The following is a 22,738-nucleotide window of genomic DNA, read 5'->3' on the forward strand; positions in this document are numbered from 1 at the left end:
CCAGACGTCGCCCCGATGCTACCGCAGCACGCCGGCGGTGAGGCTGCCGCGCACCGCCGACACCGCCGTCGCGTTACGGGTCGGCGCGGTAGGCCGCCACCGCGGCGGCGGCCGCAGCACGCACCCGGTCGGCCAGGGCCGGCGGTGCCAGCACCTGCACCTCGGCGCCGAAGCCGAGCATCAGCCGGGTCATCCACTCCTCGGAGGCGTAGGTCATCGTCGCCTCGCAGGACCCGTCGGGGGCCTCGGCGGTGACCCGCATCGGGTAGTACTCGAACATCCACGCCGCCGACGGCGCCACCCGCAGCGTGGCCGCCGGCAGCCCGGGTGCGGCGGTGAACAGCGAGGTGTCGGTGCCGGCCTGCACGGCCGGCTCCGGCGGCGCGGCCGGCTCGTCGAGCACCGAGGCGTCGACGATGCGGTCGAACCGGAACAGCCGAACCCCGTCGGCCTCCCGGCACCACGCCTCCAGATAGCTGTGGTTGCCGATCACCGCCACCCGGATCGGGTCGACGACCCGGGTGCTCAGCGTGTCATGGGAGGCGGCGTAGTAGTCGATGCTCAGCGCGCGGCGGGTGTCGACGGCGTCACGGACCGCCGTGGCGCTCTCCCCCTCGGCGGGGGCGGGCTCGGCGACGGCGGCGGCGCCGTCGGCCGCCCCGGTGGCCGCTCCCGCCGCCGCCTCGATCTTGGCGATCGCGCTGCGGGCGGCGGCGGCGTCCACCGCGCCGGGAACGTCGGTGAGCGCGCGCAGCGCCATCAGCAGCCCGGTGGCCTCCGGGGAGGTCAGCCGCAGCGGAAAGTCCAGTCCGGCGGAGAAGGTCACCTCCAGGTGATCGGCGTCGATGTCGACGTAGTCGATCAGGTCGTCGGGCAGGTAGCCCGGCCGGCCGCTGACGAACAGCAGGTACAGGTCGCTGGCCAGCTGCTCGGCGCTGACCCCGAGGTCGGCGGCCGCCTTGGCGCGGTGCACCCGCGGGTTGGCCTGCAGGTACGGCACCAGATTGAGCAGCCGCACCAGCCGTTCGGCGCTTCCGGTCATCCCGGTCACTGGTCCACCTCCGTGTTGGCGTGCAGTCGGGCCAGCACCTCCTCGCGCAGTGCCGGCGGTTCCAGCACCACCGCGTCGGCGCCGTACCCGGCGATCAGCCGGGTCAGCTGGTCCCCGGCGCGCAGCGTGACCGTCATCAGCTCGCCGTCGCGGTCGCCGCGCCGCTCGGCGCCGAGCACCGTGGCGAACCGGCGCAGCCCGGTGGCGCGCCCGGCGGCCACCCACAGCCGCGCGGTCACCTCCTCCTCGGTGCTGGCCGCCGAGACCGCCGCGGTGACGATGGCGCGCAGGTCGGCTCCCTCGGGGCGGGTGACCACCCCGGCGGGCCCGACCGGCTCGACCGCGCCGACGATGCGTGAGACCCGGAACACCCGGGTGTCGTCGCGGTCGCGGTCGTGGCCGACGAGATACCACCGTCCGTGGGCGGTGAGCACCCCCCACGGTTCGACGGTGCGCCGGTTGACCGGTCGGCCGCGGCTGGGCCGGTGATCGAAGGCGACCGGCTGGCCGGCGTCGACCGCGGCCAGCAGCGCGCCGAGCACCTCCTCGCCGCCGCGCAGCCCGGGCAGGTCGGTGGCCGGGGCGATCGCGGTGGAGGCATCCGGGTCGACGTCGACGCCGGCGGCCCGCAGCTTGAGCAGCGCCCCCTGGGTGGCGGTGATCAGCTCCGGGGTCTCCCACAGCTGCGCGGCGACCGCCACCGCGGCGGCCTCCCCGGCGCTCAACGTGATCTCCGGCAGCTTGTAGTCGTCGCTGGTGATCCGGTAGCCCTCGATCGGGTCACTCGCGGAGGCGCGGCCGACCTCCAGCGGGATGCCCAGCTCCCGCAGTTCGGCCTTGTCGCGTTCGAACATCCGCGCAAAGGCTTCGTCGCTGGCGTTGTCGTAGCCGACCACACTGGCGCGGATCTTCTCGGCGGTGAGATACCCGCGGGTGGACAGCAGAGCGATCACCAGGTTCAACAGCCGCTCGACTTTGGGTTTCGCCACGGCTACCAGCCTAAGCGCTGACCCGGCCGGGGCGGGGTCAGGCGCGGCGGGTCACATCGAGGCGATGAGCCGTTTGACGCGCTCGTCGTCGGAGCGGAACGGGTCCTTGCACAGCACGGTGCGCTGCGCCTGGTCGTTGAGCTTCAAATGCACCCAGTCGACGGTGAAGTCGCGCCCGGCGGCCTGCGCGGCACTGATGAACTCGCCGCGCAGCTTGGCCCGGGTGGTCTGCGGCGGGACGTCGACGGCGGCGTCGATCTCCTCGTCGGTGGTGACGCGGGCGACCAGGCCCTTGCGTTGCAGCAGGTCGAACACCCCGCGGCCACGCTTGATGTCGTGGTAGGCCAGGTCCAGCTGCGCGATCTTGGGGTCGGAGAGCTCCATCGAGTAGCGGTCCTGGTAGCGCTGGAACAACTTGCGTTTGATCACCCAGTCGATCTCGGTGTCGACCTTGGCGAAGTCCTGACTCTCCACCGCGTCGAGTTGGCGGCCCCACAGGTCGATGACCTGCTCCAGCTGCTCGTCGTGCGCCCGGTTCTTCAGGTACTCCACCGCACGGGCGTAGTACTCGCGCTGGATGTCCAGCGCGCTGGCCTCCCGCCCGCCGGCCAGTCGCACCGGGCGGCGCCCGGTGATGTCGTGGCTGACCTCGCGGATCGCCCGGATTGGGTTGTCCAGGGAGAAGTCGCGGAAGGCGACGCCGGCTTCGATCATCTCCAGCACCAGTGCCGCGGTGCCCACCTTGAGCATGGTGGTGGTCTCGCTCATGTTGGAGTCACCGACGATGACGTGCAGCCGCCGGTATTTCTCGGCGTCGGCGTGCGGCTCGTCGCGGGTGTTGATGATCGGCCGGGAGCGGGTGGTGGCGCTGGAAACCCCTTCCCAGATGTGCTCGGCGCGTTGGCTCAGGCAGAACGTGGCCGACTTCGGGGTCGCCAGCACTTTGCCGGCGCCGCAGATCAGCTGGCGGGTGACCAGGAACGGCAGCAGCACGTCGGAGATCCGGGAGAACTCCCCGGCCCGCACGATCAGGTAGTTCTCGTGGCAGCCGTAGGAGTTGCCGGCGGAGTCGGTGTTGTTCTTGAACAGGTAGATGTCCCCGCCGATCCCCTCGTCGGCGAGTCGCTGCTCGGCGTCGATGAGCAGGTCCTCCAAGACCCGCTCCCCGGCACGGTCGTGGGTGACCAGTTGCAGCAGGCTGTCGCATTCGGCGGTGGCGTACTCGGGGTGGCTGCCCACATCCAGATACAGCCGGGCGCCGTTGCGCAGAAACACGTTGGAGCTGCGGCCCCACGACACCACGCGGCGGAACAGATAGCGGGCCACCTCGTCCGGGGACAGCCGGCGCTGGCCGTGGAACGTGCAGGTGACGCCGAACTCGGTCTCGATGCCCATGATTCGTCGCTGCACCCCTTGAGCGTACTGGGTCGGGGCGCAGCGCTTCGGGATTGCCGCACCAATGCCGCCCTCGGGAGCTCGCAGAGGCTACTCGGCGGGATCGGGCTCCGGCTCCGGCTCCGGCAGCAGCGTTTCCAGGGCGGCCCGGCTGATCCGCCGGAATGCGCGTTTGGGACGGCCGGCGTCGAGGATCGCCACCTCCAGGGTGCCCGGGCCGAGCATCCGCGGTTCGGCGCCCTCACCGTTGTCGGCGTGCAGGGCGCGCACCGCCACCTGGACGGCGTCGGCGAGTTGCGCGCCCTCGGTGTAGGACTCCTTCATCGCCGCGATGATCGGTTCGGTGGTCCCGCCCATCACCACGAAGTGGGGCTCGTCGTTGATCGAGCCGTCGTAGGTGATGCGGTACAGCTCAGGGTTCTTCGTCTCGCCGTAGTGGGCCACTTCGGCCACGCACAGCTCCACCTCATACGGTTTGGCCTGCTCGGTGAAGATCGTCCCCAGTGTCTGGGCGTAGACGTTGGCCAGTTGACGTCCGGTGACGTCACGGCGGTCGTAGGCGTAGCCGCGGGTGTCGGCGAACTGGATGCCGCCGCGCCGCAGGTTGTCGAACTCGTTGAACCGGCCGACGGCGGCGAAGCCGACCCGGTCATACAGTTCGCTGACCTTCTGCAGCGACCGCGACGGGTTCTCCGCGACGAACAGCACCCCGTCGGCATAGGCCGACACCACCACGCTGCGGCCGCGGGCGATGCCCTTGCGCGCCAGGTCGCTGCGTTCGCGCATGGCCTGTTCGGGGGAGATGAAATACGGGAAGCTCACTGCGCACCCCCCTGGCCGCCGGTCTCGGCATCACCGGCATCGGGACCGAAAGTGTCCGCGCGCGAGCGGCTTTGAATGATCTCGCGGGCAAGCTCGGCGATGCGGGCCTCGGCGACGTCGTCGGCGCCGTCGGCGTCGATGGTGACCGCGGTCGGAAAGATCCCGCGCACCAGATCCGGCCCGCCGGTGGCGGAGTCGTCGTCGGCGGCGTCATAGAGCGCCTCGACGGCCACCCGCAGCGCCGAGTCTGCGTCGTGGACACGGTGATAGAGCTTCTTCATCGACGATTTGGCGAACAGCGAGCCCGACCCCACCGACTGGTAGCCCTCTTCCTCGAGGTTCCATCCGCCGGCGGCGTCGAACGACACGATCCGCCCGGCGCCGGCCGAATCGGCGGCGTCGATGTCGTAGCCGGCCAGCAACGGCAACGCGATCAGCCCCTGCATTGCCGCGCCGAGATTGGACCGCACCATGATCGCCAGCCGGTTGACTTTGCCGGCGAACGTCAGCGGCACCCCTTCGAGCTTCTCGTAGTGTTCGAGCTCCACCGCGTAGAGGCGGGCGAATTCGACCGCGACCGCGGCGGTGCCGGCGATCCCGGTGGCGGTGTATTCATCGGTGATGTACACCTTCTGCACGTCACGCCCGGCGATCATGTTGCCCTGGGTGGACCGTCGGTCCCCGGCGATGACGACACCGCCGGGGTATTTCAGCGCCACGATCGTGGTGCCGTGCGGCAACCGATCACCGATCTGTCCGGTCTCCGCAGCCGTCGTCGGCAACAGCTCGGGGGCCTGTCGGCGCAACAGCTCGGAGAACGAGGAGAGTTCGCTGAACGCCGATCGGGGGTCAGCGCGCTGGGCAGCGTCGAACATCCAGGTCACTCGCCACCCTTTTGCACGTAGGCCCGCACGAAGTCCTCGGCGTTCTCCTCCAGGACATCGTCGATCTCGTCGAGCAGATCATCGGTCTCCGACGCCAGCTTCTCGCGACGCTCCTGACCGGCTCCGGCATCGCCGGTGACGTCGTCGTCATCGCCGCCGCCACCGCCGCGCTTGGTCTGCTCCTGAGCCATCGCTGCCTCCTGCTCGTTGGTTGGCCGGTGGTCACCCGCACCTGCCAGCGTCCTTCAGCCTACCGGGCGGGCGGTCCGCCGCCGCGGGGTACGACGCTTCAGGTGGTGAGTTGATCGACCAGTTCGGCGGCACTGTCCACCGAATCGAGCAGCTCGCCGACGTGGGCCTTGCTGCCGCGCAGCGGCTCGAGGGTGGGGATGCGCACCAACGACTCGCCGCCGAGGTCGAAGATGACCGAATCCCAGCTGGCCGCCGCGATATCGGCGCCGAACCGGCGCATGCACTCCCCGCGGAAGTAGGCGCGGGTGTTGGTCGGCGGGTGCTCCACCGCGTGCAGCACCTGCTGTTCGCTGATCAGCCGCTTCATCGACCCGCGGGCCACCAGCCGGTTGTACAGGCCCTTGTCCAGCCGCACATCGGAGTACTGCAGGTCGACCAGGTGCAGCCGTGGCGCCGACCAGTGCAGGTTCTCCCGCTGCCGGAAGCCCTCCAGCAGGCGCAGCTTGGCCGGCCAGTCCAGCAGCTCCGCGCACTCGGCGGGGTCGCGTTCGAGCAGGTCGAGCACCCTCGCCCAGGTTTCCAGGACGTCGGTGGCGCGGGGATCGGGGTCGCGGGCGTCGACCAGCTTGGCCGCCCGGTCGAGGTAGATGCGCTGCAGGGCCAGGCCGGTGAGCTCGCGGCCGTCGACGAGCGCGACGGTGGCGCGCAGCGACGGGTCACGACTGATCGCGTGCACCGCGTGCACCGGGCGTGCCAGCGCCAGGTCGGCCAGGTCCAGGCCGTGCTGGGGCCCCTCCTCGATCAGGTCGAGCACCAGCGCGGTGGTGCCCAGCTTGAGGTAGGTGGAGGTCTCGGCGAGGTTGGCGTCACCGATGATGACGTGCAGCCGCCGGTATTTGTCCGCGTCGGCGTGCGGTTCGTCGCGGGTGTTGATGATGCCGCGTTTGAGCGTGGTCTCCAGGCCCACCTCGACCTCGATGTAGTCGGCCCGCTGGGAGAGCTGGAAGCCGGGCTCCTCCCCCGAGGCGCCGATGCCGACCCGGCCGGAGCCGGTCACCACCTGACGCGACGCGAAGAACGGGGTGAGCCCGGCGATCACCGCCGAGAACGGGGTCGACCGGTTCATCAGGTAGTTCTCGTGGGAGCCGTAGGAAGCGCCCTTGCCGTCGACGTTGTTCTTGTACAGCTGCAGTTTGGCCGCCCCGGGCACGCTGGCGACGTGGCGCGCCGCGGCCTCCATCACCCGTTCGCCGGCCTTGTCCCAGATGGTGGCGTCCAGCGGGTCGCTGCATTCGGGCGCGGAGTACTCCGGGTGGGCGTGGTCGACGTAGAGCCGGGCACCGTTGGTGAGGATCATGTTGGCGGCGCCGACCTCGTCGGCGTCGACGATCGGCGGTGGCCCGGCGGTGCGGCTCAGGTCGAAGCCACGGGCGTCGCGCAGCGGGGATTCCACCTCGTAGTCCCAGCGGGTTCGTTTGGCCCGCTGGATCCCGGCGGCCGCCGCGTACGCCAACACCGCCTGGGTGGAGGTCAGGATCGGGTTGGCGCTCGGGTCGGTCGGCGAGGAGATGCCGTATTCGACCTCGGTCCCGATGATCCGCTGCATGCCGTCCACCCTAGGGTGTGCCCGCCGGGCGGGTTCTGGCGGTGATGCCGCGCGGTCAGGGCAGCAGCTCCCAGGTGTCGCCCTTGTCGACGGGTCCGGCGGTCACTTTGACGGTGCGGTTCTGACCCGCCGGGTCGGTGGCGGTGCACTCGAAGGAGTCCCCCTCGGCGACGACCTTCACGCCCTGCCCGCAGTCGACGGTGACCGCGAAACCCTGGTCCTCGGAGATCTGGGTGCCGAGCTTCTCCGCGGCGTCGGGCAGGTCGTAGAGGGTGTCGACCGTCTTGAAGTCGGCGCGGCCGTCGTCGCCGGCGGTGACCTCGATGTGCACGGTCAGGTCGTCGTTGCCGTCGACGTGGGTGGTGCACACGAACACCTCCCCGGCTTTGGGGGTCTCCTTCGGCCGCGGGCAGGTCACCTCCGAGGGCTCATGGCCGATCCCGGCGTACTCCTCGACGAGTTTGTCGTGGATCGCCGACTCCAATTTCCCGTAATCGGGCCCACCGGAGGAGGACAAAAGACTGCACCCCGCCAGCGGCGCGAGCAGCACCGCCGACAGCAGCGACCCGGTCATGCGCATCGTCATGCCCGTGACATTAATGCACCCGCCGGACGGGCGATTACAGATATTGGCCGAGGTTGGACTCGGTGTCGATGGCCCGGCTGGCCGACGAACTCTTGCCGGTGACCAGGGTGCGGATGTAGACGATCCGTTCGCCCTTCTTGCCCGAGATCCGCGCCCAGTCATCCGGGTTGGTGGTGTTGGGCAGGTCCTCGTTCTCGGCGAACTCGTCGACGATCGAGTCGAGCAGATGCTGGATCCGAAGCCCCGGCTGGCCGGTGTCGAGCACCGATTTGATGGCGTTCTTCTTGGCCCTGTCGACGACGTTTTGGATCATCGCCCCGGAGTTGAAGTCCTTGAAGTACATGACTTCCTTGTCACCGTTGGCGTAGGTGACCTCCAGGAACCGGTTGTCGTCGATCTCGGCGTACATCCGGTCGACCACCTTGACGATCATCGCCTTGATGCACGCCGCGCGGTCGCCGTCGAACTCGGCGAGGTCGTCGGCGTGCACCGGTAGGTCCTCGGTGAGGTATTTGGAGAAGATGTCCTGGGCGGCCTCGGCGTCGGGGCGTTCGATCTTGATTTTGACGTCGAGACGCCCGGGCCGCAGGATCGCCGGGTCGATCATGTCTTCACGGTTGGACGCACCGATGACGATGACGTTCTCCAGGCCCTCCACACCGTCGATCTCACTGAGCAGCTGCGGCACCACCGTGGTCTCCACGTCGGAGGAGACGCCGGTGCCGCGGGTGCGGAAGATCGAGTCCATCTCGTCGAAGAACACGATCACCGGGGTGCCCTCGGAGGCCTTCTCGCGGGCACGCTGGAAGATCAGCCGGATGTGGCGCTCGGTTTCGCCGACGAACTTGTTCAGCAGCTCAGGGCCCTTGATGTTGAGGAAGTAGGACTTGGCTTCCTTCGCGTTGTCGCCGCGCACCTCGGCCATCTTCTTGGCCAGCGAGTTGGCGACCGCCTTGGCGATCAGCGTCTTCCCGCAGCCGGGCGGGCCGTACAGCAGCACCCCTTTGGGGGGACGCAGCAGGTATTCGCGGTAGAGCTCCCCGTGCAGGAACGGCAGTTCGACCGCGTCGCGGATCTGCTCGATCTGGCGACCCAGCCCACCGATGTCGGCGTAGCTGACGTCGGGCACCTCCTCGAGCACCAGGTCTTCGACCTCCGCCTTGGGGATGCGTTCGAAGGCGTAGCCGGCTTTCGCGTCGACCAGCAGCGAATCCCCGGGCCGCAGTTTGCGGGGGCGGGTGTCGTCGTTGAGCGCATCGGGCACCCCGTCGGGCAGATCCTCGGCGATCAGCGGGTCGGCCAGCCACACGATGCGTTCCTCGTCGGCGTGGCCGACGACCAGCGCGCGGTGACCGTCGCCGAGGACCTCACGCAGCGTGGAGATCTCCCCCACCGATTCGAAGCTGCCGGCCTCGACCACGGTCAGAGCCTCGTTGAGCCGCACCGTCTGGCCCTTGCGCAACTCCGCGGTCTCGATGTTCGGCGAGCAGGTCAGCCGCATCTTGCGTCCGGAGGTGAACACGTCGACGGTGTCGTCGTCGTGGACGCCGAGCAGCACCCCGTACCCGCTGGGCGGCTGACCGAGCCGGTCGACCTCCTCGCGCAGCGCCAACAGTTGCTGGCGGGCCTCTTTGAGGGTCTCCATCAGCTTGCTGTTGCGCGTGGTCAGCGAATCGACCTGGGCCTCTAGCTGGGCGGACTCGCGGGAACTGCGCCCGGCCGCGCGGGCACCGGGTGCCGAACGCAGCTGATCGCGCAGGCTCGCGGCCTCACGGCGCAGCTGCTCCAATTCCGCGGCGTCTTCGCTCGACAGCGCGCCGGACGGGGAGTTGTCGCGAGGAACACCGAACGCGTCACGCTCTGATTCGCCCATGGGAACCCTCCTTTCCCGCGCCGGACCCGGCGGGTGGCTAGTTCAACGCTACCGGCGATCGCGATCGGATGCGCGATGTAAGAATTCGACACACCCGGCGGCGCTGTTAACCTTGTTTCCCAGTTGGCCCGAGTCGGGCCGACTGAAAGGACGCATCTCATCGTGAAATCCCTAGCCACAGGCGTGGCGGCGGTGGTGGCCCTCGGTGCCGCCGCGGCCGGCGTCACCCCAGCACCGGCCCCGACGGCCCCCCAGATCCAGCCGGTGGTCTTCGGCGCGCCGCTGCCGTTGGACCCCGTCGCCGACGTGCCGACCGCCGGCGATCTCGTCGGCATCCTGTCCAGTCTGGCCAACCCGGGCACGCCGTTCGCCAGCAAGAGCTACCTGGTCGAAGGCGGTATCGGCCCGGTGGAGGGCCACGTCGCCGACAAGCGACTGCAGAAGGCCGCCGATGCGGGCAGCCTGCCGCTGTCCTTCGATGTGGCCAACGTCACCCCGGCCGGTCCCGGCACCGCCTCCGCGGACGTGACCGTCTCGGGTCCGAACATGGCCCCGCAGACCATGACGATCACCTTCGTCAATCAGGGCGGCTGGAAACTGTCGCGCACCTCGGCGATGACGATCATGCAGGCCGCCGGGGCCCGCTGAGCGGAGCAGGCATGCGCCGGACACTGACCGCGCTCGGTGGTGCCGTGGCGCTCGGCGCGGCGTTGGCGCTGCCCGGGTGCGCCCCGGACGCGGCCCCGCCGCCGGCGTTGAGCACGCAGGTGTCGGCCTCGACGACACCTGCGGCACCGCCGGTGGATGCTGGGCTGCCGGAGCCGGGCGCGCTCACCGACGTGCTCTACCGGCTCGCCGACCCGGAGGTTCCCGGCGGCGAGAAACTCACCCTGGTGCAGGGCTCCAGCGGCGAGGACGCCGAGACCCTGGACCGCTTCGCCGCCGCCATGCGCGACAACGGCTACCGTCCGGCGACCTTCACCGCCGCGGACCTCGGCTGGGCCGATGGCGGCCCGCCCGACGACGTGCTGGCCACCATCACGGTCACCAAGGACGGCGACGATCCGGGCTTCTCCCTGCCGATGGAGTTCGTGCGCACCAACGATCAGTGGCAGCTGTCCAAGGACACCTTCACGATGCTGATGGACGTTCAGGCCCCCGCGCCGGAAGGCCCCGCTTCGGATGCCCCCGCGCCGGAGGAGCCCGGTCAGGCCCCGCCACCGGAGCCCGAGGCGCCCGAGCCGCCCGGGTGAGCCCCGATGTGGATCGGCTGGCTGGAATGTGACGTGCTGCTCGGCGACGTGCGCTCGTTGAAGCAGAAGCGGTCGGTGGTCCGGCCGATCATCGCCGAGTTGCGCCGCAAGTTCGCGGTGTCGGCCGCCGAGACCGGCACACCCGAGTTGCATCGGCGCGCCGGGATCGGGGTGGCGGTCGCCGCCGGGGACCGCGCCCACGTCGTCGCGGTGCTCGACGCCGCCGAACGGCTGCTGGCCGGCCGCCCGGAGATCGAGCTGCTCTCCGCCGGTCGGGGCCTGCGCCGCAGCGACGATTGAGGTCCCGCGATGTCCTACGATCTCACCGTGTACGCCCCGGGCCGAGACATCCCACTCGACCTACCGGCCCTTATCGCGTCGATTGCCGGACTGTCGGTCGAGGCGGCCGATGACGTCGAGACCAAGGTACGGCGCGGCGCTGGTTACTCGTTCACCGTTTTCGGGCCATTCCGGATCGAACCCGAAGATGTGCCCGTCGCGGCGGTGCCGCATGTGCTGGAACCGGGACTCTGCTGGCAGGTGATCGTCGAGGGCAGCACTGCCGCTGAGGTGCCGACCGCGGTCCGGTTCGCCAAGAAACTGGCCACGGCATCCGAGGGGGTGGCCGTCGATGAGCAGTCCGGTGAACCGTTGGGCACAGCGAAGTTTCGCGCGGTTGCCGCCCCGAGCACCGGCCGGGCCAGCATCGTGCAACTCCGTTGGTACACCCCGACAGCGGGCTCCGACCCCGTCGACGGACCGCGACTGTGGCTGGAACTGGCCGAATCCATGCTCCCCGAGGCGCTGCCGCGCCGGTTCGGCAACGTCGAGCCGTTCCAGTATCGGCTGGACCGCGACGGCGAAGAGCGCTTCTACGCCTGCTTCCACAACGAGGACTTTTCGCTCGCGTTCACCACCCGCCGGCCCTGCCTGAGCGGTGGCCTCGGAGCGGCAAGGAACACTCCGACGGTCTGCGACCATCTGACGGTGCTGGCCGATCCGTTGCGGGACCCCCGCTGGCGTAACACAATTCGTCGATTCTTCATCGCCTATGCGGCGCGGCGCGGCGCAGTGCTGGCGACCGGTTCGATTCTGCGCGACTACCTGGTGAGCGCCAGCGGGGCGGCCGCCGCTGGTCCGCGACTACCTGCCGGCCGACGCCACCCACCACTACTCGGCAGGTGCGTTCTACGCCGCCGCCGAAGAGCCGACGCACCGTCGCGATCTCCGTCGCCGTCGTGACCCGTTCCCGGCGGCGCTGCGTAGCACCGCCGTGCCGGGTGCGTACGCACTCGACGACATCGAGGCGGCCGCGATCCGGCCGATGTTCACGGTCTAAATGTGACGTTTTCGGCGCTGCCGGGTCGGGGTGATCACCCCGGGCGCCAGGCGGCGTACCGAGACCAGAAACGCGGTGTGCCCGCGCATGTTGTGTTGGGGGCGCACCGCCAGGCCCACCACGTCCCAGTCGCGCTGCAACGTCTCCCAGGACCGCGGCTCGGTCCAGCACTGCTGTTCGCGTAGCGCCTCCACCACCCGCGAGAGCTGGGTGACGGTGGCCACGTACACGATCAGCACCCCGCCCGGGGCCAGCAGCCGCGCCACCGCCGCCAACACGTCCCACGGGGCGAGCATGTCGAGCACGACCCGGTCGATGGATCCGTCGGGCAGGTCGGTGCCGGCGAGGTCGCCGAGGACCAGCCGCCAGGTGGCGGGGGTCTCGCCGAAGAACGTCGCGACGTTGCGCCGGGCGTGCTCGGCGTGATCGTCGCGCACCTCGTAGGAGATCACCTGCCCGGTCGGCCCGACGGCCCGCAGCAGTGAACAGGTCATCGCCCCGGAGCCGGCGCCGGCCTCCAGAACCCGCGCACCGGGGAAGATGTCGCCCTCGTGGATGATCTGGGCGGCGTCTTTGGGATAGATGACCTGCGCCCCGCGCGGCATCGACAGCACATAGTCGACCAGCAGCGGACGCACCGCGAGGAACGGGTCACCGTTGGTCGATTTGACCAGGCTGCCTTCCGGCAGCCCCAGCAGGTCGTCGTGGAGCACCGCCCCCCGGTGGGTGTGGAACTCCGCACCGGCGGCGAGCACCACCGTGTAGCGCCGGCCTTTGGGGTCGGTGAGTTGGACACGGTCGCCGACGGTGAACGGGCCGGTAACAGACACGGTGGTCTAGCCTGCCAGCCGCGCGCTCACCCGCGCGAACCGGCCCGGCCGGATCAGGCCACGGCGACCAGCGCGGCGATGCCGATCCCGCCGAGTACCGCCACCAGGTCCTCCAGCAGCGCGACCGACAGGTGGTGGCCGCCGGTGGCCGGCACCAGGCGTTTGCGGATCTCGTAGCCGCCGAACGTGCCCACTGCCGCGCCGCACACGCCGGCGCCCAGCGCGCTCCACGGGTAGCCCCAGGCGGTGCCGATGACCGCGGCGGCGAATGCCCCCAGCACCAGCCGCGCACCGAACTGAACCGCGATGGTGCGATCCGGGGTGCTGGGCAGCTTGTCGGTGACCAGTTCGATGAGCGCGAGGATCGTCAGCAGGGTCACCGTGACGGGGGTATCCATCCACGACGCCCAGGTGTCGTTCAAGTTGATCCAGTGCAGCGCGGCGGCCCACGACACCACCGCCGCCGCGGTCAGCGCCCGCAATCCGGCGATCACACCGATTCCCGCGGCCAGTAACAGAACAACGAAGTGCGTCACGGCGTCCTCCCTGCCCGGGCTCGATGATCACCGGACGGTAACACGGCTCAAAACCGGCAGAACCGGATATCGGAGGCAAGGATCGCTTTGGCTCCGATCTCGGAGAGGCGGTCCATCGTGGTGTTGACGTCACGACGGGGCACCAACGCGCGCACGGCCACCCAGTCGGGGTCGGCCAGCGGAGCGATCGTCGGCGATTCCAGCCCCGGCGTGATCGCCGAGGCGGCGTCGAGCACCGCTCGGGGGCAGTCGTAGTCGAGCATGAGGTACTGCTGACCGAAGACCACTCCCTGCACCCGCGCGGCCAGATGGCTGCGGGCACCGTTGAGCGTCTCGTCCGGGGCGTCGCGTTCGATGAGCACCCCCTCGGAATCGCAGAGTGACTCACCGAAGGCCGCCAGGTTGTGCAGTCGCAGGGTGCGCCCGGAGCCGACCACGTCGGCGATGGCGTCGGCGACGCCGAGTTGGATCGAGATCTCCACCGCCCCGTCGAGTCGGATCACCTCGGCTTCGATGCCGCGTTGGGCGAGATCGTTGCGCACCAGGTTCGGATACGACGTGGCGATACGGGTGCCGGCCAGATCGGCCACCGTCCAGTCCTGCCCCGCCGGGGCGGCGTAGCGGAAACTGGACCGGCCGAAGCCCAGGGCCAGCCGTTCACGCACCGGCGCTTGAGATTCCAGCGCAAGGTCCCGGCCGGTGATCCCGAAGTGCAGGTCACCGGAGCCGACATAGATCGGAATGTCCTTGGGGCGCAGGAAGAAGAACTCCACCTGATTGGTCGGGTCGAGCACGGTCAGGTCTTTGGTGTCGCCGCGACGGCGGTATCCGGCCTCGCCGAGCATCTCGGCGGCCGCCTCACTCAAAGCGCCCTTGTTGGGCACGGCAACGCGCAGCACGGTCACAGCTTCCGGTAGATGTCATCGAGGGTCAGGCCCCGCGCGATCATCAGAACCTGCGTCCAGTACAGCAGCTGACTGATCTCGCCGGCCAGCGCGTCGTCGCCTTCGTGTTCGGCGGCCAGCCACACCTCACCGGCCTCCTCGAGGATCTTTTTGCCCACCGTATGGACCCCGGCGTCCAGGGCGGCGACCGTGGCGCTGCCCGCGGGCCGGGTGCGCGCACGCTCCCCGAGTTCGGCGAAGAGATCCTCGAAGGTCTTCACAGGCAGGGATTGTTTCACGGCTCCGCCGGCACCGTCACATCGGTTTCGGCGGAGCCCAGCCCGGCATGGATCCGGCGCAGGTCATCCGGACCCAGTCCGATCAGCGATTCGACGTGGTGGCGGCCCGGGCCCGCCGGCACCGTGACCGCGTTGGGCACCACCAGCACCGGGCAGCCCGCATCCTGTGCGGCGGTCACCCCGGTCACCGAGTCCTCGATCACCAGGCAGTGCGCCGGGGCGACCCCCAGCGCGGCGGCCGCCACCCGGTAGGGGTCGGCGGCCGGTTTGGCGTGCACCACCTCATCGCCACAGACCGAGGCCGCGAAGTAGTGCCCACCGATCTGCTCGAGGGCGCGATCGGTCAGCGACCGGGTGGTGTTGGTCACCAGCGCCATCGGCACCGCGGCGGCGGCCAGCGCGTCGAGCAGCTCCCGCGCCCCCGGACACCACGACAACCCGGCACCGAACAGTTCACCGACCCGGGCGTGCATCCACGCGATCGACGCACGCATGAGTGCTGGGTCCAGCGGACGCCCCAGGTCGGTGTAGACGATCCGCATCGCGGCCTCCGCAGAGCTGCCGACGGTGGCGTGGCGCACCGCGGCGTCGAGGCGACCACCGAAATGTGCGTAAAGCTCCACCAGCGCGATGTCCCAGAGCTTCTCGGAGTCGACGAGGGTGCCGTCCATGTCCCACAGCACGGCGCTCAGTGCTGACAGGGCTCAGTCCTCCGGGTTGTAGCCGAGGTTGGAGCCGAGCCAGCGCTCGGCCTCGGGCAATGTCCAGCCCTTGCGCTTGGCGTAGTCGGCGACCTGGTCCTGGGCCAACCGGCCGATCACGAAGTACTGCGACTGCGGGTGCGAGAAGTACAGGCCGCTGACGGCGGCACCGGGCCACATCGCCATCGAGTCGGTCAGCTCGATGCGCGTGCGCTCGGTGACGTCCATCAACTTCCAGATCGTCGCCTTCTCGGTGTGCTCTGGGCACGCCGGGTAGCCCGGCGCGGGGCGGATTCCCTGGTACTTCTCGGCGATGAGTGCGTCGTTGTCCAAGGCCTCGTCGGGCTGAAATCCCCAGAACTCCTTGCGAACCCGCTGGTGCATCCGTTCGGCGAAGGCCTCCGCGAGCCGGTCGGCGACCGACTCCAGCAGGATCGCGCTGTAGTCGTCGAGGTCTGCCTTGAACTCCGCGATCTTCTCGCCGCTGCCCAGGCCGGCGGTGACGGCGAAGGCGCCGATGTAGTCGGCCAGACCCGTTTCTTTGGGTGCGATGAAATCACCCAGTGACTTGTTCGCGATGCCTTCGCGGTGCGCACCCTGCTGGCGCAGGTTGTGGAATACCGTTCGCACCTCGGTGCGCGTGTCGTCGGTGTAGACCTCGACGTCGTCACCGACGGCGTTGGCCGGGAAGAATCCGATGACCGCGTTGGCCGTCAGCCACTTCTGGCTGATCGCGTCGTCGAGCATCTGCTGGGCGTCGTCGTAGAGCTTGCGGGCGGCCTCCCCCGACGCCGGGTTGTTGAGGATGTCGGGGAAGCGGCCCTTCATCTCCCAGGCGTTGAAGAACGGCTGCCAGTCGATGTACTCGCGCAGCTCGGCGAGGTCGTAGTCGAGAAATTCCCACACCCCAGTCCCGGTAACGGGCACCGGCGGTGTGTAGCCGTCCCACTCGATCGGCGTCCGGTTCGCGCGGGCCTTCTCCAGCGGCACCATCGGCCGCTCACTCTTCTGGGCGTGCCGTGCCCGCAGCGACGCGTAGTCCTTCTCGGTCTGCTCCAGCAGCGTCGGCCGTTGCTTGTCGTCGAGCAGCGCGGCGGCGACCGGCACCGACCGGGAGGCGTCCTTGACCCAGATCACCGGACCTTTGCGTCGCGGGGCGATCTTGACCGCCGTGTGGGCACTCGAGGTGGTCGCGCCGCCGATGAGCAGCGGGATCTCGAGGCCTTCGCGTTCCATTTCGGCGGCGAAACCCGCCATCTCCTCCAGCGACGGGGTGATCAAGCCGGACAGGCCGACCATGTCCGCGTCGTACTCGTTGACCGCGGCCAGGATCTTGTCGGCGGGCACCATCACGCCGAGGTCGACGACGGAGTAGTTGTTGCACTGCAGCACCACCCCGACGATGTTCTTGCCGATGTCGTGGACATCGCCCTTCACCGTCGCCATCACGATGGTGCCGTTGGTGTGCTCGGCTTCACCGGGCCGCTTCTCGGCCTCGATGAACGGCAGCAGGTAGGCGACGGCCTTTTTCATCACCCGCGCTGACTTCACCACCTGGGGCAAGAACATCTTGCCCGCGCCGAACAGGTCGCCGACGACGTTCATGCCGTCCATCAGCGGGCCCTCGATCACCTCGATCGGCCGCCCGCCGGCGGCGGCGATCTCGGCCCGCAATTCCTCGGTGTCCTCGTCGACGTTGGCGTCGATGCCTTTGACCAGGGCGTGGGTGATCCGCTCGCGGACCGGCAGCGATCGCCACTCGGCCGCCGCGGGAGCCCCATCCTCCCCGGTCTTCGCTGCGGTGCTGAACCGTTCGGCGATCTCCAGCAGCCGCTCGGCGGCGTCGGCGCGACGGTTGAGCACGACGTCCTCGATCCGCTCGCGCAACTCGGCGTCGATCGAGTCGTAGGGCACCAGCGCTCCGGCGTTGACGATGCCCATGTCCAGGCCGGCCTTGATGGCATGGAACAAAAACACCGCGTGGATCGCCTCGCGGACCGGGTTGTTGCCCCGGAACGAGAACGACACGTTCGAGATACCGCCGGAGATGTGCACCCCGGGCAGGTTCTCCTTGATCCAGGCGCAGGCCTCGATGAAGTCGATGCCGTAGGTCGCGTGTTCCTCGATGCCGGTCGCCAGCGCGAAGCAGTTCGGGTCGAAGATGATGTCCTCGGCCGGGAATCCGACCTCCTCGGTCAGGATCCGGTAGGCGCGCCCGCAGATCTCCTTGCGGCGCTCCAGGTTGTCGGCCTGCCCCTGCTCGTCGAACGCCATCACGACCACGGCGGCGCCGTATTTGCGGCACAGCCGCGCCTCGCGGATGAACTTCTCCTCGCCCTCCTTCATCGAGATCGAGTTGACGATCGGCTTGCCCTGCACGTTCTTCAGGCCCGCCTCGATGACCTCCCATTTGGAGGAGTCGATCATCACCGGGATGCGGCTGATGTCCGGTTCGGCCGCGACCAGTCTGGTGAACCGGTCCATCGCGGCGACGCCGTCGATCATGCCCTCGTCCATGTTGATGTCGATGACCTGTGAGCCGACCTCGACCTGCTGCAAGGCCACCGACAGGGCGGTGTCGTAGTCCTCGGCCTTGATCAGGTTGCGGAACCGGGCCGAGCCGGTGATGTTGGTGCGCTCACCGATGTTGACGAACAGCGACTCATCGGTGATGTTGAGCGGCTCCAGGCCGGCCAGCCGGGTGGCCACCTCGATTTTCGGTACCTCGCGCGGCGGCTTGCCCTCGACGACCTTGGCGATCTCGGCGATGTGCTCCGGCGCCGTTCCGCAGCACCCCCCGACCAGGTTGACCAGGCCGGCGTCGGCGAAGTCGGCCATGTAGGAAGCCTGACGCTCCGGGTTCTCGTCGTACTCGCCGAACGCGTTGGGCAGCCCGGCGTTGGGGTAGCAGGAGACGAAGGTGTCCGCGATCCGCGCCATTTCCGCGATGTAGGGCCGCATCTCTGGGGCGCCCAGGGCGCAGTTGAGGCCGACCGCGATGGGCTTGGCGTGCCGGATCGAGTTCCAGAACGCCTCGGTGACCTGGCCGGACAACGTGCGCCCGGAGGCATCGGTGATGGTGCCGGAGATGATGACCGGCCACCGGCGTCCGCGGTCCTCGAACAGCGTCTCGACGGCGAACACCGCCGCCTTGGCGTTCAGCGAGTCGAAGATCGTCTCGACGAGGATGAGGTCGGCACCGCCGTCGACCAGCCCACCCGCGGCTTCGAGGTAGGCGGCGACCAACTGGTCGTAGGTGATGTTGCGGGCACCGGGGTCATTGACATCCGGTGAGATCGACGCCGTCCGCGTCGTCGGCCCCAGGGTGCCCGCCACATAACGGGGTTTCTCCGGCGTGCTGAACTCATCGGCGGCCTTACGGGCCAGCGCGGCGCCGGCATAGTTCAGTTCGTAGGCCAACTCCGCCATGTCGTAGTCGGACAGCGAGATCGCGGTCGAGTTGAACGTGTTGGTCTCGATGATGTCGGCGCCCACCTCGAGATACTCGCGGTGGATGCCCTCGATCATCTGTGGCTGCGTCAGGTTGAGCAGGTCGTTGTTGCCCTGCAGCGGGCTCGGCCAGTCGCTGAACCGCTCGCCGCGGTAACCGGCCTCATCGGGACGGTCCCGCTGGATCGCCGTGCCCATCGCGCCGTCGATCACCACGATCCGTTGACGCAGCGCGGCGGTCAGCTCATCGGTGCAATCGGGCCGGATGTTGGGCTCAAAGTTATTCACGCGGGCTCCCTCCGTGACGGAAGGCGTCCTTGAACTCCGTCGAGCGTGGCGGCCACCGGTAGAACCCGACACGCCGTTGCAACGCCTCTCGACGCTGAAGAGTCTACTTCGTCGTGCGGGGCCGGCACGACGGCTCCAACACGAAGGCTCCAAGGCGCGGGCCGCACGCCGTAGGCTGATTTCCGTGACCAGACCGCCCGATGGCCCTGCGCTGCCCGACCTGCACGACCCCATCGTGGTGGTCGCGTTCGAGGGGTGGAACGATGCCGGCGACGCCGCCACCGGCGCACTGGAGCACCTCGACACGGTGTGGGCGGGCGTGCCGATCGTGGAGATCGACGACGAGGGCTACTACGACTACCAGGTCAGCCGCCCGGTCATCCGGCTTGTCGACGGGGTGACCCGCGCGCTGGTGTGGCCGTCGATGCGGATCGCCTACTGTCGCCCGCCCGGCGCCGACCGGGACATCGTGTTGATGCACGGGGTGGAGCCGAACCTGCGGTGGCGCACATTTTGCACCGAGCTGCTCGACACCGCCGAAGACCTCGGTGTCGACACGGTGCTGATCCTGGGGGCGCTGCTGGCCGACACCCCGCACACCCGCCCCGTGCCGGTCTCCGGGGCGGCGTACTCGGCGGAATCCGCAGCCCGGTTCGGCCTGACCGAGACCCGCTATGAGGGGCCGACCGGGATCGCCGGGGTGCTGCAGGAGATCTGTGTGAGCCGCGGCATCCCGGCGGTGTCGTTCTGGGCGGCGGTGCCGCACTACGTGTCGCAGCCGCCGAACCCGAAGGCCACGGTGGCGTTGCTGCGCCGCGTCGAGGAGGTCCTCGACATCGAAGTGCCGCTGGCCGACCTGCCCGCCCAGGCCGAGGAGTGGGAACAGCTGGTCAGCGAGATGACCGCCGAGGACGAAGAGATCGCCGACTACGTGGCGTCCCTGGAGGAACGCGGCGACGCCGAGGTCGACATGCACGAGGCACTCGGCCAGATCGACGGGGATGCGCTGGCCGCGGAGTTCGAGCGTTACCTGCGGCGCCGCCGGCGCTGAGGCACGCCGTTGGGTTGACCCCCGTCGGCCCGATCACGGCCGTCACGACCCAACCAGGCACAGGTATGTGCACTCACGGCGCAGGTATGTGCACTCACGGCGACGATTGTGGGCTTTTCATCGCCCTGACTGCACAAACCTTGAGCCAGCAGCGTTGAGCTAACGGGATGGAGCTAACGGTGCGGGGCTGACGGCCCAGCTACTGCGGGTCCGGGTCCACCGGCACCACCTCGCGCAGGAAGTCACGCCGGCCCAGGTATTCGGAGAGGTATTGGCGATGCTCCGGGCAGGCCAGCCAGATCTTGCGCCGGTCCGGGGTGTGGATCTTGGGGTTGTTCCACACCACCTGGAAGGCGGCCGGGGCTTGGCAGCCCTTCGCCGAGCAGACCAGCTCCTCGGGGCCGGGGGTGGGGTTCGGGTCGGTCACGCCGGTCCTTCCTGTAGGTGCACGGTCACGCCATCACAGGGTTCAACCCTGCGGCGGCGGCAACCCTTCCCCACCCGGACCGGCGGGCTGGTCGTGGTCCCCGGCGTGTTCCAGCGCTTCGGTGTGGGCGCTGGTGGATCGGCCCAAGGCGGCGACCTCGGCGTCCATCCGGGGCAGCAGGTCGGCGACGAACCGGCGCACCGGCGCCTCGCCCACCGACGTGGACAGCAACGGGCGCAGCCAGCGCACCACTCCCACCCAGCGGGGCCGGTTGATCCGGCGGCGACGCGCGGCCACCCCGGCGGCCAACGCCGCCGCGCAGTCCTCCACCGAGGTGGTCCGGTTCAGCGGCGGGGGCAACCGGGTGATCATCTCGTCGAAGGTCGACAGGTCGGCCTGGGTGTCGTGCACCATCGCGGTGTCGATCCACGACATGTGCGCCGAGCCCACGGCGACGCCGTGATGGGCGACCTCCAGGCGCAGCGCGTTGGCCAGCTGCTCCACCGCCGCCTTGGATGCCGCGTAGGCGCCCAGCCCGGGCGCGGCGGCGTAGGCGGCCAGCGAGGAGACGATTAGCATGTAGCCGCGCCGCTCCGTCACCGCCGGGAGCGCCGCGCGCACCGTGTTGAACACCCCGACGACGTTGACGTCGAGGACCCGTTGAAACGCGCCGGGATCGACCTGCAGCAGCGAGGCGACGCTGATGATGCCGGCGTTGGCCACCACCACGTCGAGCCCACCGAACCGCGCCACCCCGGCGTCGACGGCGGCCTGCATCGCCGCCAGGTCGCGCACATCGGCGACGGCGGTGTGCACCCGCTGCCCGCCGAGGCTCGCCGCGGTGGCGTCCAGCGCCGTGGCATCGAGGTCGGTGAGCACCAGCGACGCCCCCTGGGCGTGTAGCCGGCGGGCCAACGCGGCGCCGATCCCGGCGGCCCCTCCGGTGATCAATACGACGGTGTCCACGACGGTGTCATCGCCAGAGCCCATGGCGGAACGCTACCCGGGCGCGCCTACAACGTCACCCCCAGCAGGGCGTCGACGGCGGTGGCCACTGCCGCGGGCTCGCCCTGGTGGTGCCCGCCGTAGTCCAGGGCGTCGGTGGCCCACCCGTCGACGGCGGCCAGCGCGCCGGGGGTGTCGAGGTCATCGGCGAGGTAGCGGCGCAGCCGGGCGATCACGTCGGTGGCGTCGGGGCCGGCCGGCAGCGCGGTGGCCGCCCGCCAGTGCGCCAGCCGCGCGGTGGCCTGGTCCAACACCGTGTCGTCCCAGGACCGGTCGGCGCGGTAGTGCCCGGCGAGCAACCCCAGCCGGATCGCGGCGGGCTCGACCCCGTCGGCCAGCAGTGCGGAGACCAGCACCAGGTTGCCGCGGCTCTTCGACATCTTGTGCCCGTTCCAGCCGATCATTCCGGCGTGTACGTAGTGGCGGGCGAAGCGGCGCTCCCCGGTCGCCGATTCGGCGTGCGCGGCGGAGTATTCGTGGTGCGGGAAGATCAGGTCCGACCCGCCGCCCTGGATGTCCAGGCCGATGCCGAGACGGTTGAGCGCGATCGCCGAACACTCCACATGCCAGCCGGGCCGACCGTCGCCGAACGGGGACGGCCAACTCGGCTCGCCGGGCCGCGCCGCCGACCACAACAGCGCGTCGAGACGATCGGATTTGCCGGGGCGCTGCGGATCCCCGCCGCGCTCGGCGAACAACTCCAGCATCAGCTCGTGGGAGTAGTTCGACTCGTAGCCGAACTGGCGGGTGGCACCGGCCCGGTAGTAGACGTCGGCGTAGTCGCTGCCGTCGGCGGTGGACAGCTGGTAGGCGGCTCCGGCGGCGAGCAGCTTCTCGATCAGCTCGATGACCTCGTCGATGACCTCGGTGGCCCCGACGTAGTCGTGCGGCGGCAGCACCCGCAGGGCGGCCATGTCCTCGGCGAACAGCGCCACCTCGCGGTCGCCGAGCGCGCGCCAGTCGATGCCGTCGCGGGCGGCGCGTTCGAACAGCGGGTCGTCGATGTCGGTGATGTTCTGCACGTAGTGCACCCGGTGGCCGTTATCCAGCCACACCCGGTGGATCAGGTCGAACGCCAGGTAGGTGGCGGCGTGGCCCAGATGGGTGGCGTCGTAGGGGGTGATGCCGCAGACGTACATGGTCGCGGTCTGCCCCGCGGTGACCGGGCGCACCGCGCGGTCGGCGGTGTCGTAGAGCCGCAGTTGGGGACCGTGCCCGGGCAGCACGGGAACGGGGGCCGCCGACCAAGAGTGCATACCGTCGACTGTAAGACGTGC

Annotated in this window: 23 protein-coding genes; 5 read left to right on the top strand and 18 right to left on the bottom strand. The window is 69.6% G+C overall.

All coding sequences use genetic code 11. From position 1 onward, the window contains the following. Nucleotides 1-73 precede the first annotated feature (73 nt). The 9 genes from B8W67_RS03445 to arc form a co-directional block, all read right to left on the bottom strand. Nucleotides 74-1,042: a helix-turn-helix transcriptional regulator gene (locus B8W67_RS03445; RefSeq protein WP_085302344.1), complete on the bottom strand. Its 969-nt coding sequence runs from the start codon at nt 1,040-1,042 to the stop codon at nt 74-76. A 5-nt stretch (nt 1,043-1,047) separates the two neighbouring features. Further along, a complete protein-coding gene (locus B8W67_RS03450) occupies nt 1,048-2,040 on the bottom strand; it encodes a helix-turn-helix transcriptional regulator (RefSeq protein WP_085302283.1) in 993 nt (330 codons plus the stop codon). 51 nt (nt 2,041-2,091) lie between these two features. Then, a complete protein-coding gene (gene pafA, locus B8W67_RS03455; protein ID WP_109470011.1) occupies nt 2,092-3,450 on the bottom strand; it encodes a Pup--protein ligase in 1,359 nt (452 codons plus the stop codon). Nucleotides 3,451-3,525: 75 nt separating this feature from the next. Further along, on the bottom strand, nt 3,526-4,257 hold the full coding sequence (gene prcA, locus B8W67_RS03460) for a proteasome subunit alpha (protein WP_069390851.1): 732 nt from the start codon (nt 4,255-4,257) through the stop codon (nt 3,526-3,528). Continuing rightward, nucleotides 4,254-5,132, bottom strand: coding sequence for a proteasome subunit beta (prcB, locus tag B8W67_RS03465; protein ID WP_069391006.1), 879 nt, complete (start codon nt 5,130-5,132; stop codon nt 4,254-4,256). The genes prcA and prcB overlap by 4 nt, the downstream gene beginning before the upstream one ends. A gap of 5 nt (nt 5,133-5,137) precedes the next feature. Next, on the bottom strand, nt 5,138-5,332 hold the full coding sequence (locus B8W67_RS03470; RefSeq protein ID WP_069390850.1) for a ubiquitin-like protein Pup: 195 nt from the start codon (nt 5,330-5,332) through the stop codon (nt 5,138-5,140). Nucleotides 5,333-5,430: 98 nt separating this feature from the next. Further along, nucleotides 5,431-6,939, bottom strand: a complete 1,509-nt coding sequence (gene dop, locus B8W67_RS03475; protein ID WP_163797010.1) for a depupylase/deamidase Dop — start codon at nt 6,937-6,939, stop codon at nt 5,431-5,433. A 55-nt stretch (nt 6,940-6,994) separates the two neighbouring features. Continuing rightward, on the bottom strand, nt 6,995-7,525 hold the full coding sequence (locus B8W67_RS03480; RefSeq protein WP_234806651.1) for a DUF4333 domain-containing protein: 531 nt from the start codon (nt 7,523-7,525) through the stop codon (nt 6,995-6,997). A gap of 34 nt (nt 7,526-7,559) precedes the next feature. After that, complete coding sequence (gene arc, locus B8W67_RS03485; protein ID WP_069390848.1) at nt 7,560-9,398, bottom strand: proteasome ATPase; 1,839 nt, start codon at nt 9,396-9,398, stop codon at nt 7,560-7,562. 162 nt (nt 9,399-9,560) lie between these two features. Here arc and B8W67_RS03490 point away from each other — a divergent pair, with 162 nt between their 5' ends. The 4 genes from B8W67_RS03490 to B8W67_RS03505 are packed head-to-tail and all read left to right on the top strand — an operon-like array spanning nt 9,561 to nt 11,893. Continuing rightward, nucleotides 9,561-10,046: an MTB12 family secreted protein gene (locus tag B8W67_RS03490; protein WP_109470010.1), complete on the top strand. Its 486-nt coding sequence runs from the start codon at nt 9,561-9,563 to the stop codon at nt 10,044-10,046. A gap of 11 nt (nt 10,047-10,057) precedes the next feature. Then, nucleotides 10,058-10,651 carry a lipoprotein LppK gene (gene lppK, locus B8W67_RS03495; RefSeq protein ID WP_085302285.1) on the top strand — a complete coding sequence of 198 codons (594 nt, stop codon included), beginning with the start codon at nt 10,058-10,060 and terminating at the stop codon, nt 10,649-10,651. Between the two features lie 6 nt (nt 10,652-10,657). Continuing rightward, complete coding sequence (locus B8W67_RS03500) at nt 10,658-10,951, top strand: DUF503 domain-containing protein (protein ID WP_085302286.1); 294 nt, start codon at nt 10,658-10,660, stop codon at nt 10,949-10,951. A gap of 9 nt (nt 10,952-10,960) precedes the next feature. Then, nucleotides 10,961-11,893, top strand: coding sequence for a hypothetical protein (locus tag B8W67_RS03505; RefSeq protein ID WP_085302287.1), 933 nt, complete (start codon nt 10,961-10,963; stop codon nt 11,891-11,893). 93 nt (nt 11,894-11,986) lie between these two features. On the opposite strand, the gene B8W67_RS03510 is transcribed toward B8W67_RS03505, so the two are convergent. The 6 genes from B8W67_RS03510 to metH are packed head-to-tail and all read right to left on the bottom strand — an operon-like array spanning nt 11,987 to nt 18,978. Next, nucleotides 11,987-12,820 (bottom strand): tRNA (adenine-N1)-methyltransferase, encoded by an 834-nt coding sequence (locus B8W67_RS03510; protein WP_085302288.1) that lies wholly within the window; start codon nt 12,818-12,820, stop codon nt 11,987-11,989. 53 nt (nt 12,821-12,873) lie between these two features. Further along, nucleotides 12,874-13,356, bottom strand: a complete 483-nt coding sequence (locus B8W67_RS03515; protein WP_069390843.1) for a DUF4126 family protein — start codon at nt 13,354-13,356, stop codon at nt 12,874-12,876. Between the two features lie 47 nt (nt 13,357-13,403). Continuing rightward, complete coding sequence (gene hisG / locus B8W67_RS03520; protein WP_174254726.1) at nt 13,404-14,261, bottom strand: ATP phosphoribosyltransferase; 858 nt, start codon at nt 14,259-14,261, stop codon at nt 13,404-13,406. Further along, nucleotides 14,258-14,539, bottom strand: a complete 282-nt coding sequence (locus tag B8W67_RS03525) for a phosphoribosyl-ATP diphosphatase (protein ID WP_085302289.1) — start codon at nt 14,537-14,539, stop codon at nt 14,258-14,260. The genes hisG and B8W67_RS03525 overlap by 4 nt, the downstream gene beginning before the upstream one ends. Continuing rightward, complete coding sequence (locus B8W67_RS03530; RefSeq protein ID WP_085302290.1) at nt 14,536-15,231, bottom strand: HAD family hydrolase; 696 nt, start codon at nt 15,229-15,231, stop codon at nt 14,536-14,538. Before B8W67_RS03530 ends, B8W67_RS03525 begins: the two co-directional genes overlap by 4 nt. 12 nt (nt 15,232-15,243) lie before the next feature. Then, a complete protein-coding gene (gene metH, locus B8W67_RS03535) occupies nt 15,244-18,978 on the bottom strand; it encodes a methionine synthase (RefSeq protein ID WP_085302291.1) in 3,735 nt (1,244 codons plus the stop codon). Between the two features lie 184 nt (nt 18,979-19,162). Here metH and B8W67_RS03540 point away from each other — a divergent pair, with 184 nt between their 5' ends. Further along, the gene (locus B8W67_RS03540) at nt 19,163-20,029 is read left to right on the top strand and encodes a PAC2 family protein (protein ID WP_372507482.1); all 867 of its coding nucleotides are present in this window, start codon (nt 19,163-19,165) and stop codon (nt 20,027-20,029) included. Between the two features lie 199 nt (nt 20,030-20,228). Here the strand turns inward: B8W67_RS03540 and B8W67_RS03545 are convergent, their stop codons facing one another. The 3 genes from B8W67_RS03545 to mshC are packed head-to-tail and all read right to left on the bottom strand — an operon-like array spanning nt 20,229 to nt 22,717. Then, a complete protein-coding gene (locus tag B8W67_RS03545; RefSeq protein WP_069390839.1) occupies nt 20,229-20,456 on the bottom strand; it encodes an acetone carboxylase in 228 nt (75 codons plus the stop codon). Between the two features lie 42 nt (nt 20,457-20,498). Then, nucleotides 20,499-21,446, bottom strand: a complete 948-nt coding sequence (locus tag B8W67_RS03550) for an SDR family oxidoreductase (protein WP_085302292.1) — start codon at nt 21,444-21,446, stop codon at nt 20,499-20,501. 23 nt (nt 21,447-21,469) lie between these two features. Continuing rightward, entirely contained in the window at nt 21,470-22,717 is a 1,248-nt protein-coding gene (mshC, locus tag B8W67_RS03555; RefSeq protein WP_069390838.1) for a cysteine--1-D-myo-inosityl 2-amino-2-deoxy-alpha-D-glucopyranoside ligase, read from the bottom strand. Between the last annotated feature and the right edge of the window lie 21 nt (nt 22,718-22,738).

Source organism: Mycolicibacillus koreensis (assembly GCF_002104795.1).
Classification (GTDB): domain Bacteria; phylum Actinomycetota; class Actinomycetes; order Mycobacteriales; family Mycobacteriaceae; genus Mycobacterium; species Mycobacterium koreense.

What these genes read in the sequence shown, in the direction of transcription:
- B8W67_RS03470 (WP_069390850.1), bottom strand. Translation starts at nt 5,332, where the DNA reads ATGGCTCAGGAGCAGACCAAGCGCGGCGGTGGCGGCGGCGATGACGAC.
- prcB (WP_069391006.1), bottom strand. Translation starts at nt 5,132, where the DNA reads ATGTTCGACGCTGCCCAGCGCGCTGACCCCCGATCGGCGTTCAGCGAA.
- arc (WP_069390848.1), bottom strand. Translation starts at nt 9,398, where the DNA reads ATGGGCGAATCAGAGCGTGACGCGTTCGGTGTTCCTCGCGACAACTCC.
- lppK (WP_085302285.1), top strand. Translation starts at nt 10,058, where the DNA reads ATGCGCCGGACACTGACCGCGCTCGGTGGTGCCGTGGCGCTCGGCGCG.
- B8W67_RS03480 (WP_234806651.1), bottom strand. Translation starts at nt 7,525, where the DNA reads ATGACGATGCGCATGACCGGGTCGCTGCTGTCGGCGGTGCTGCTCGCG.
- B8W67_RS03445 (WP_085302344.1), bottom strand. Translation starts at nt 1,042, where the DNA reads ATGACCGGAAGCGCCGAACGGCTGGTGCGGCTGCTCAATCTGGTGCCG.
- B8W67_RS03550 (WP_085302292.1), bottom strand. Translation starts at nt 21,446, where the DNA reads ATGGGCTCTGGCGATGACACCGTCGTGGACACCGTCGTATTGATCACC.
- B8W67_RS03500 (WP_085302286.1), top strand. Translation starts at nt 10,658, where the DNA reads ATGTGGATCGGCTGGCTGGAATGTGACGTGCTGCTCGGCGACGTGCGC.
- B8W67_RS03505 (WP_085302287.1), top strand. Translation starts at nt 10,961, where the DNA reads ATGTCCTACGATCTCACCGTGTACGCCCCGGGCCGAGACATCCCACTC.
- mshC (WP_069390838.1), bottom strand. Translation starts at nt 22,717, where the DNA reads ATGCACTCTTGGTCGGCGGCCCCCGTTCCCGTGCTGCCCGGGCACGGT.
- dop (WP_163797010.1), bottom strand. Translation starts at nt 6,939, where the DNA reads ATGCAGCGGATCATCGGGACCGAGGTCGAATACGGCATCTCCTCGCCG.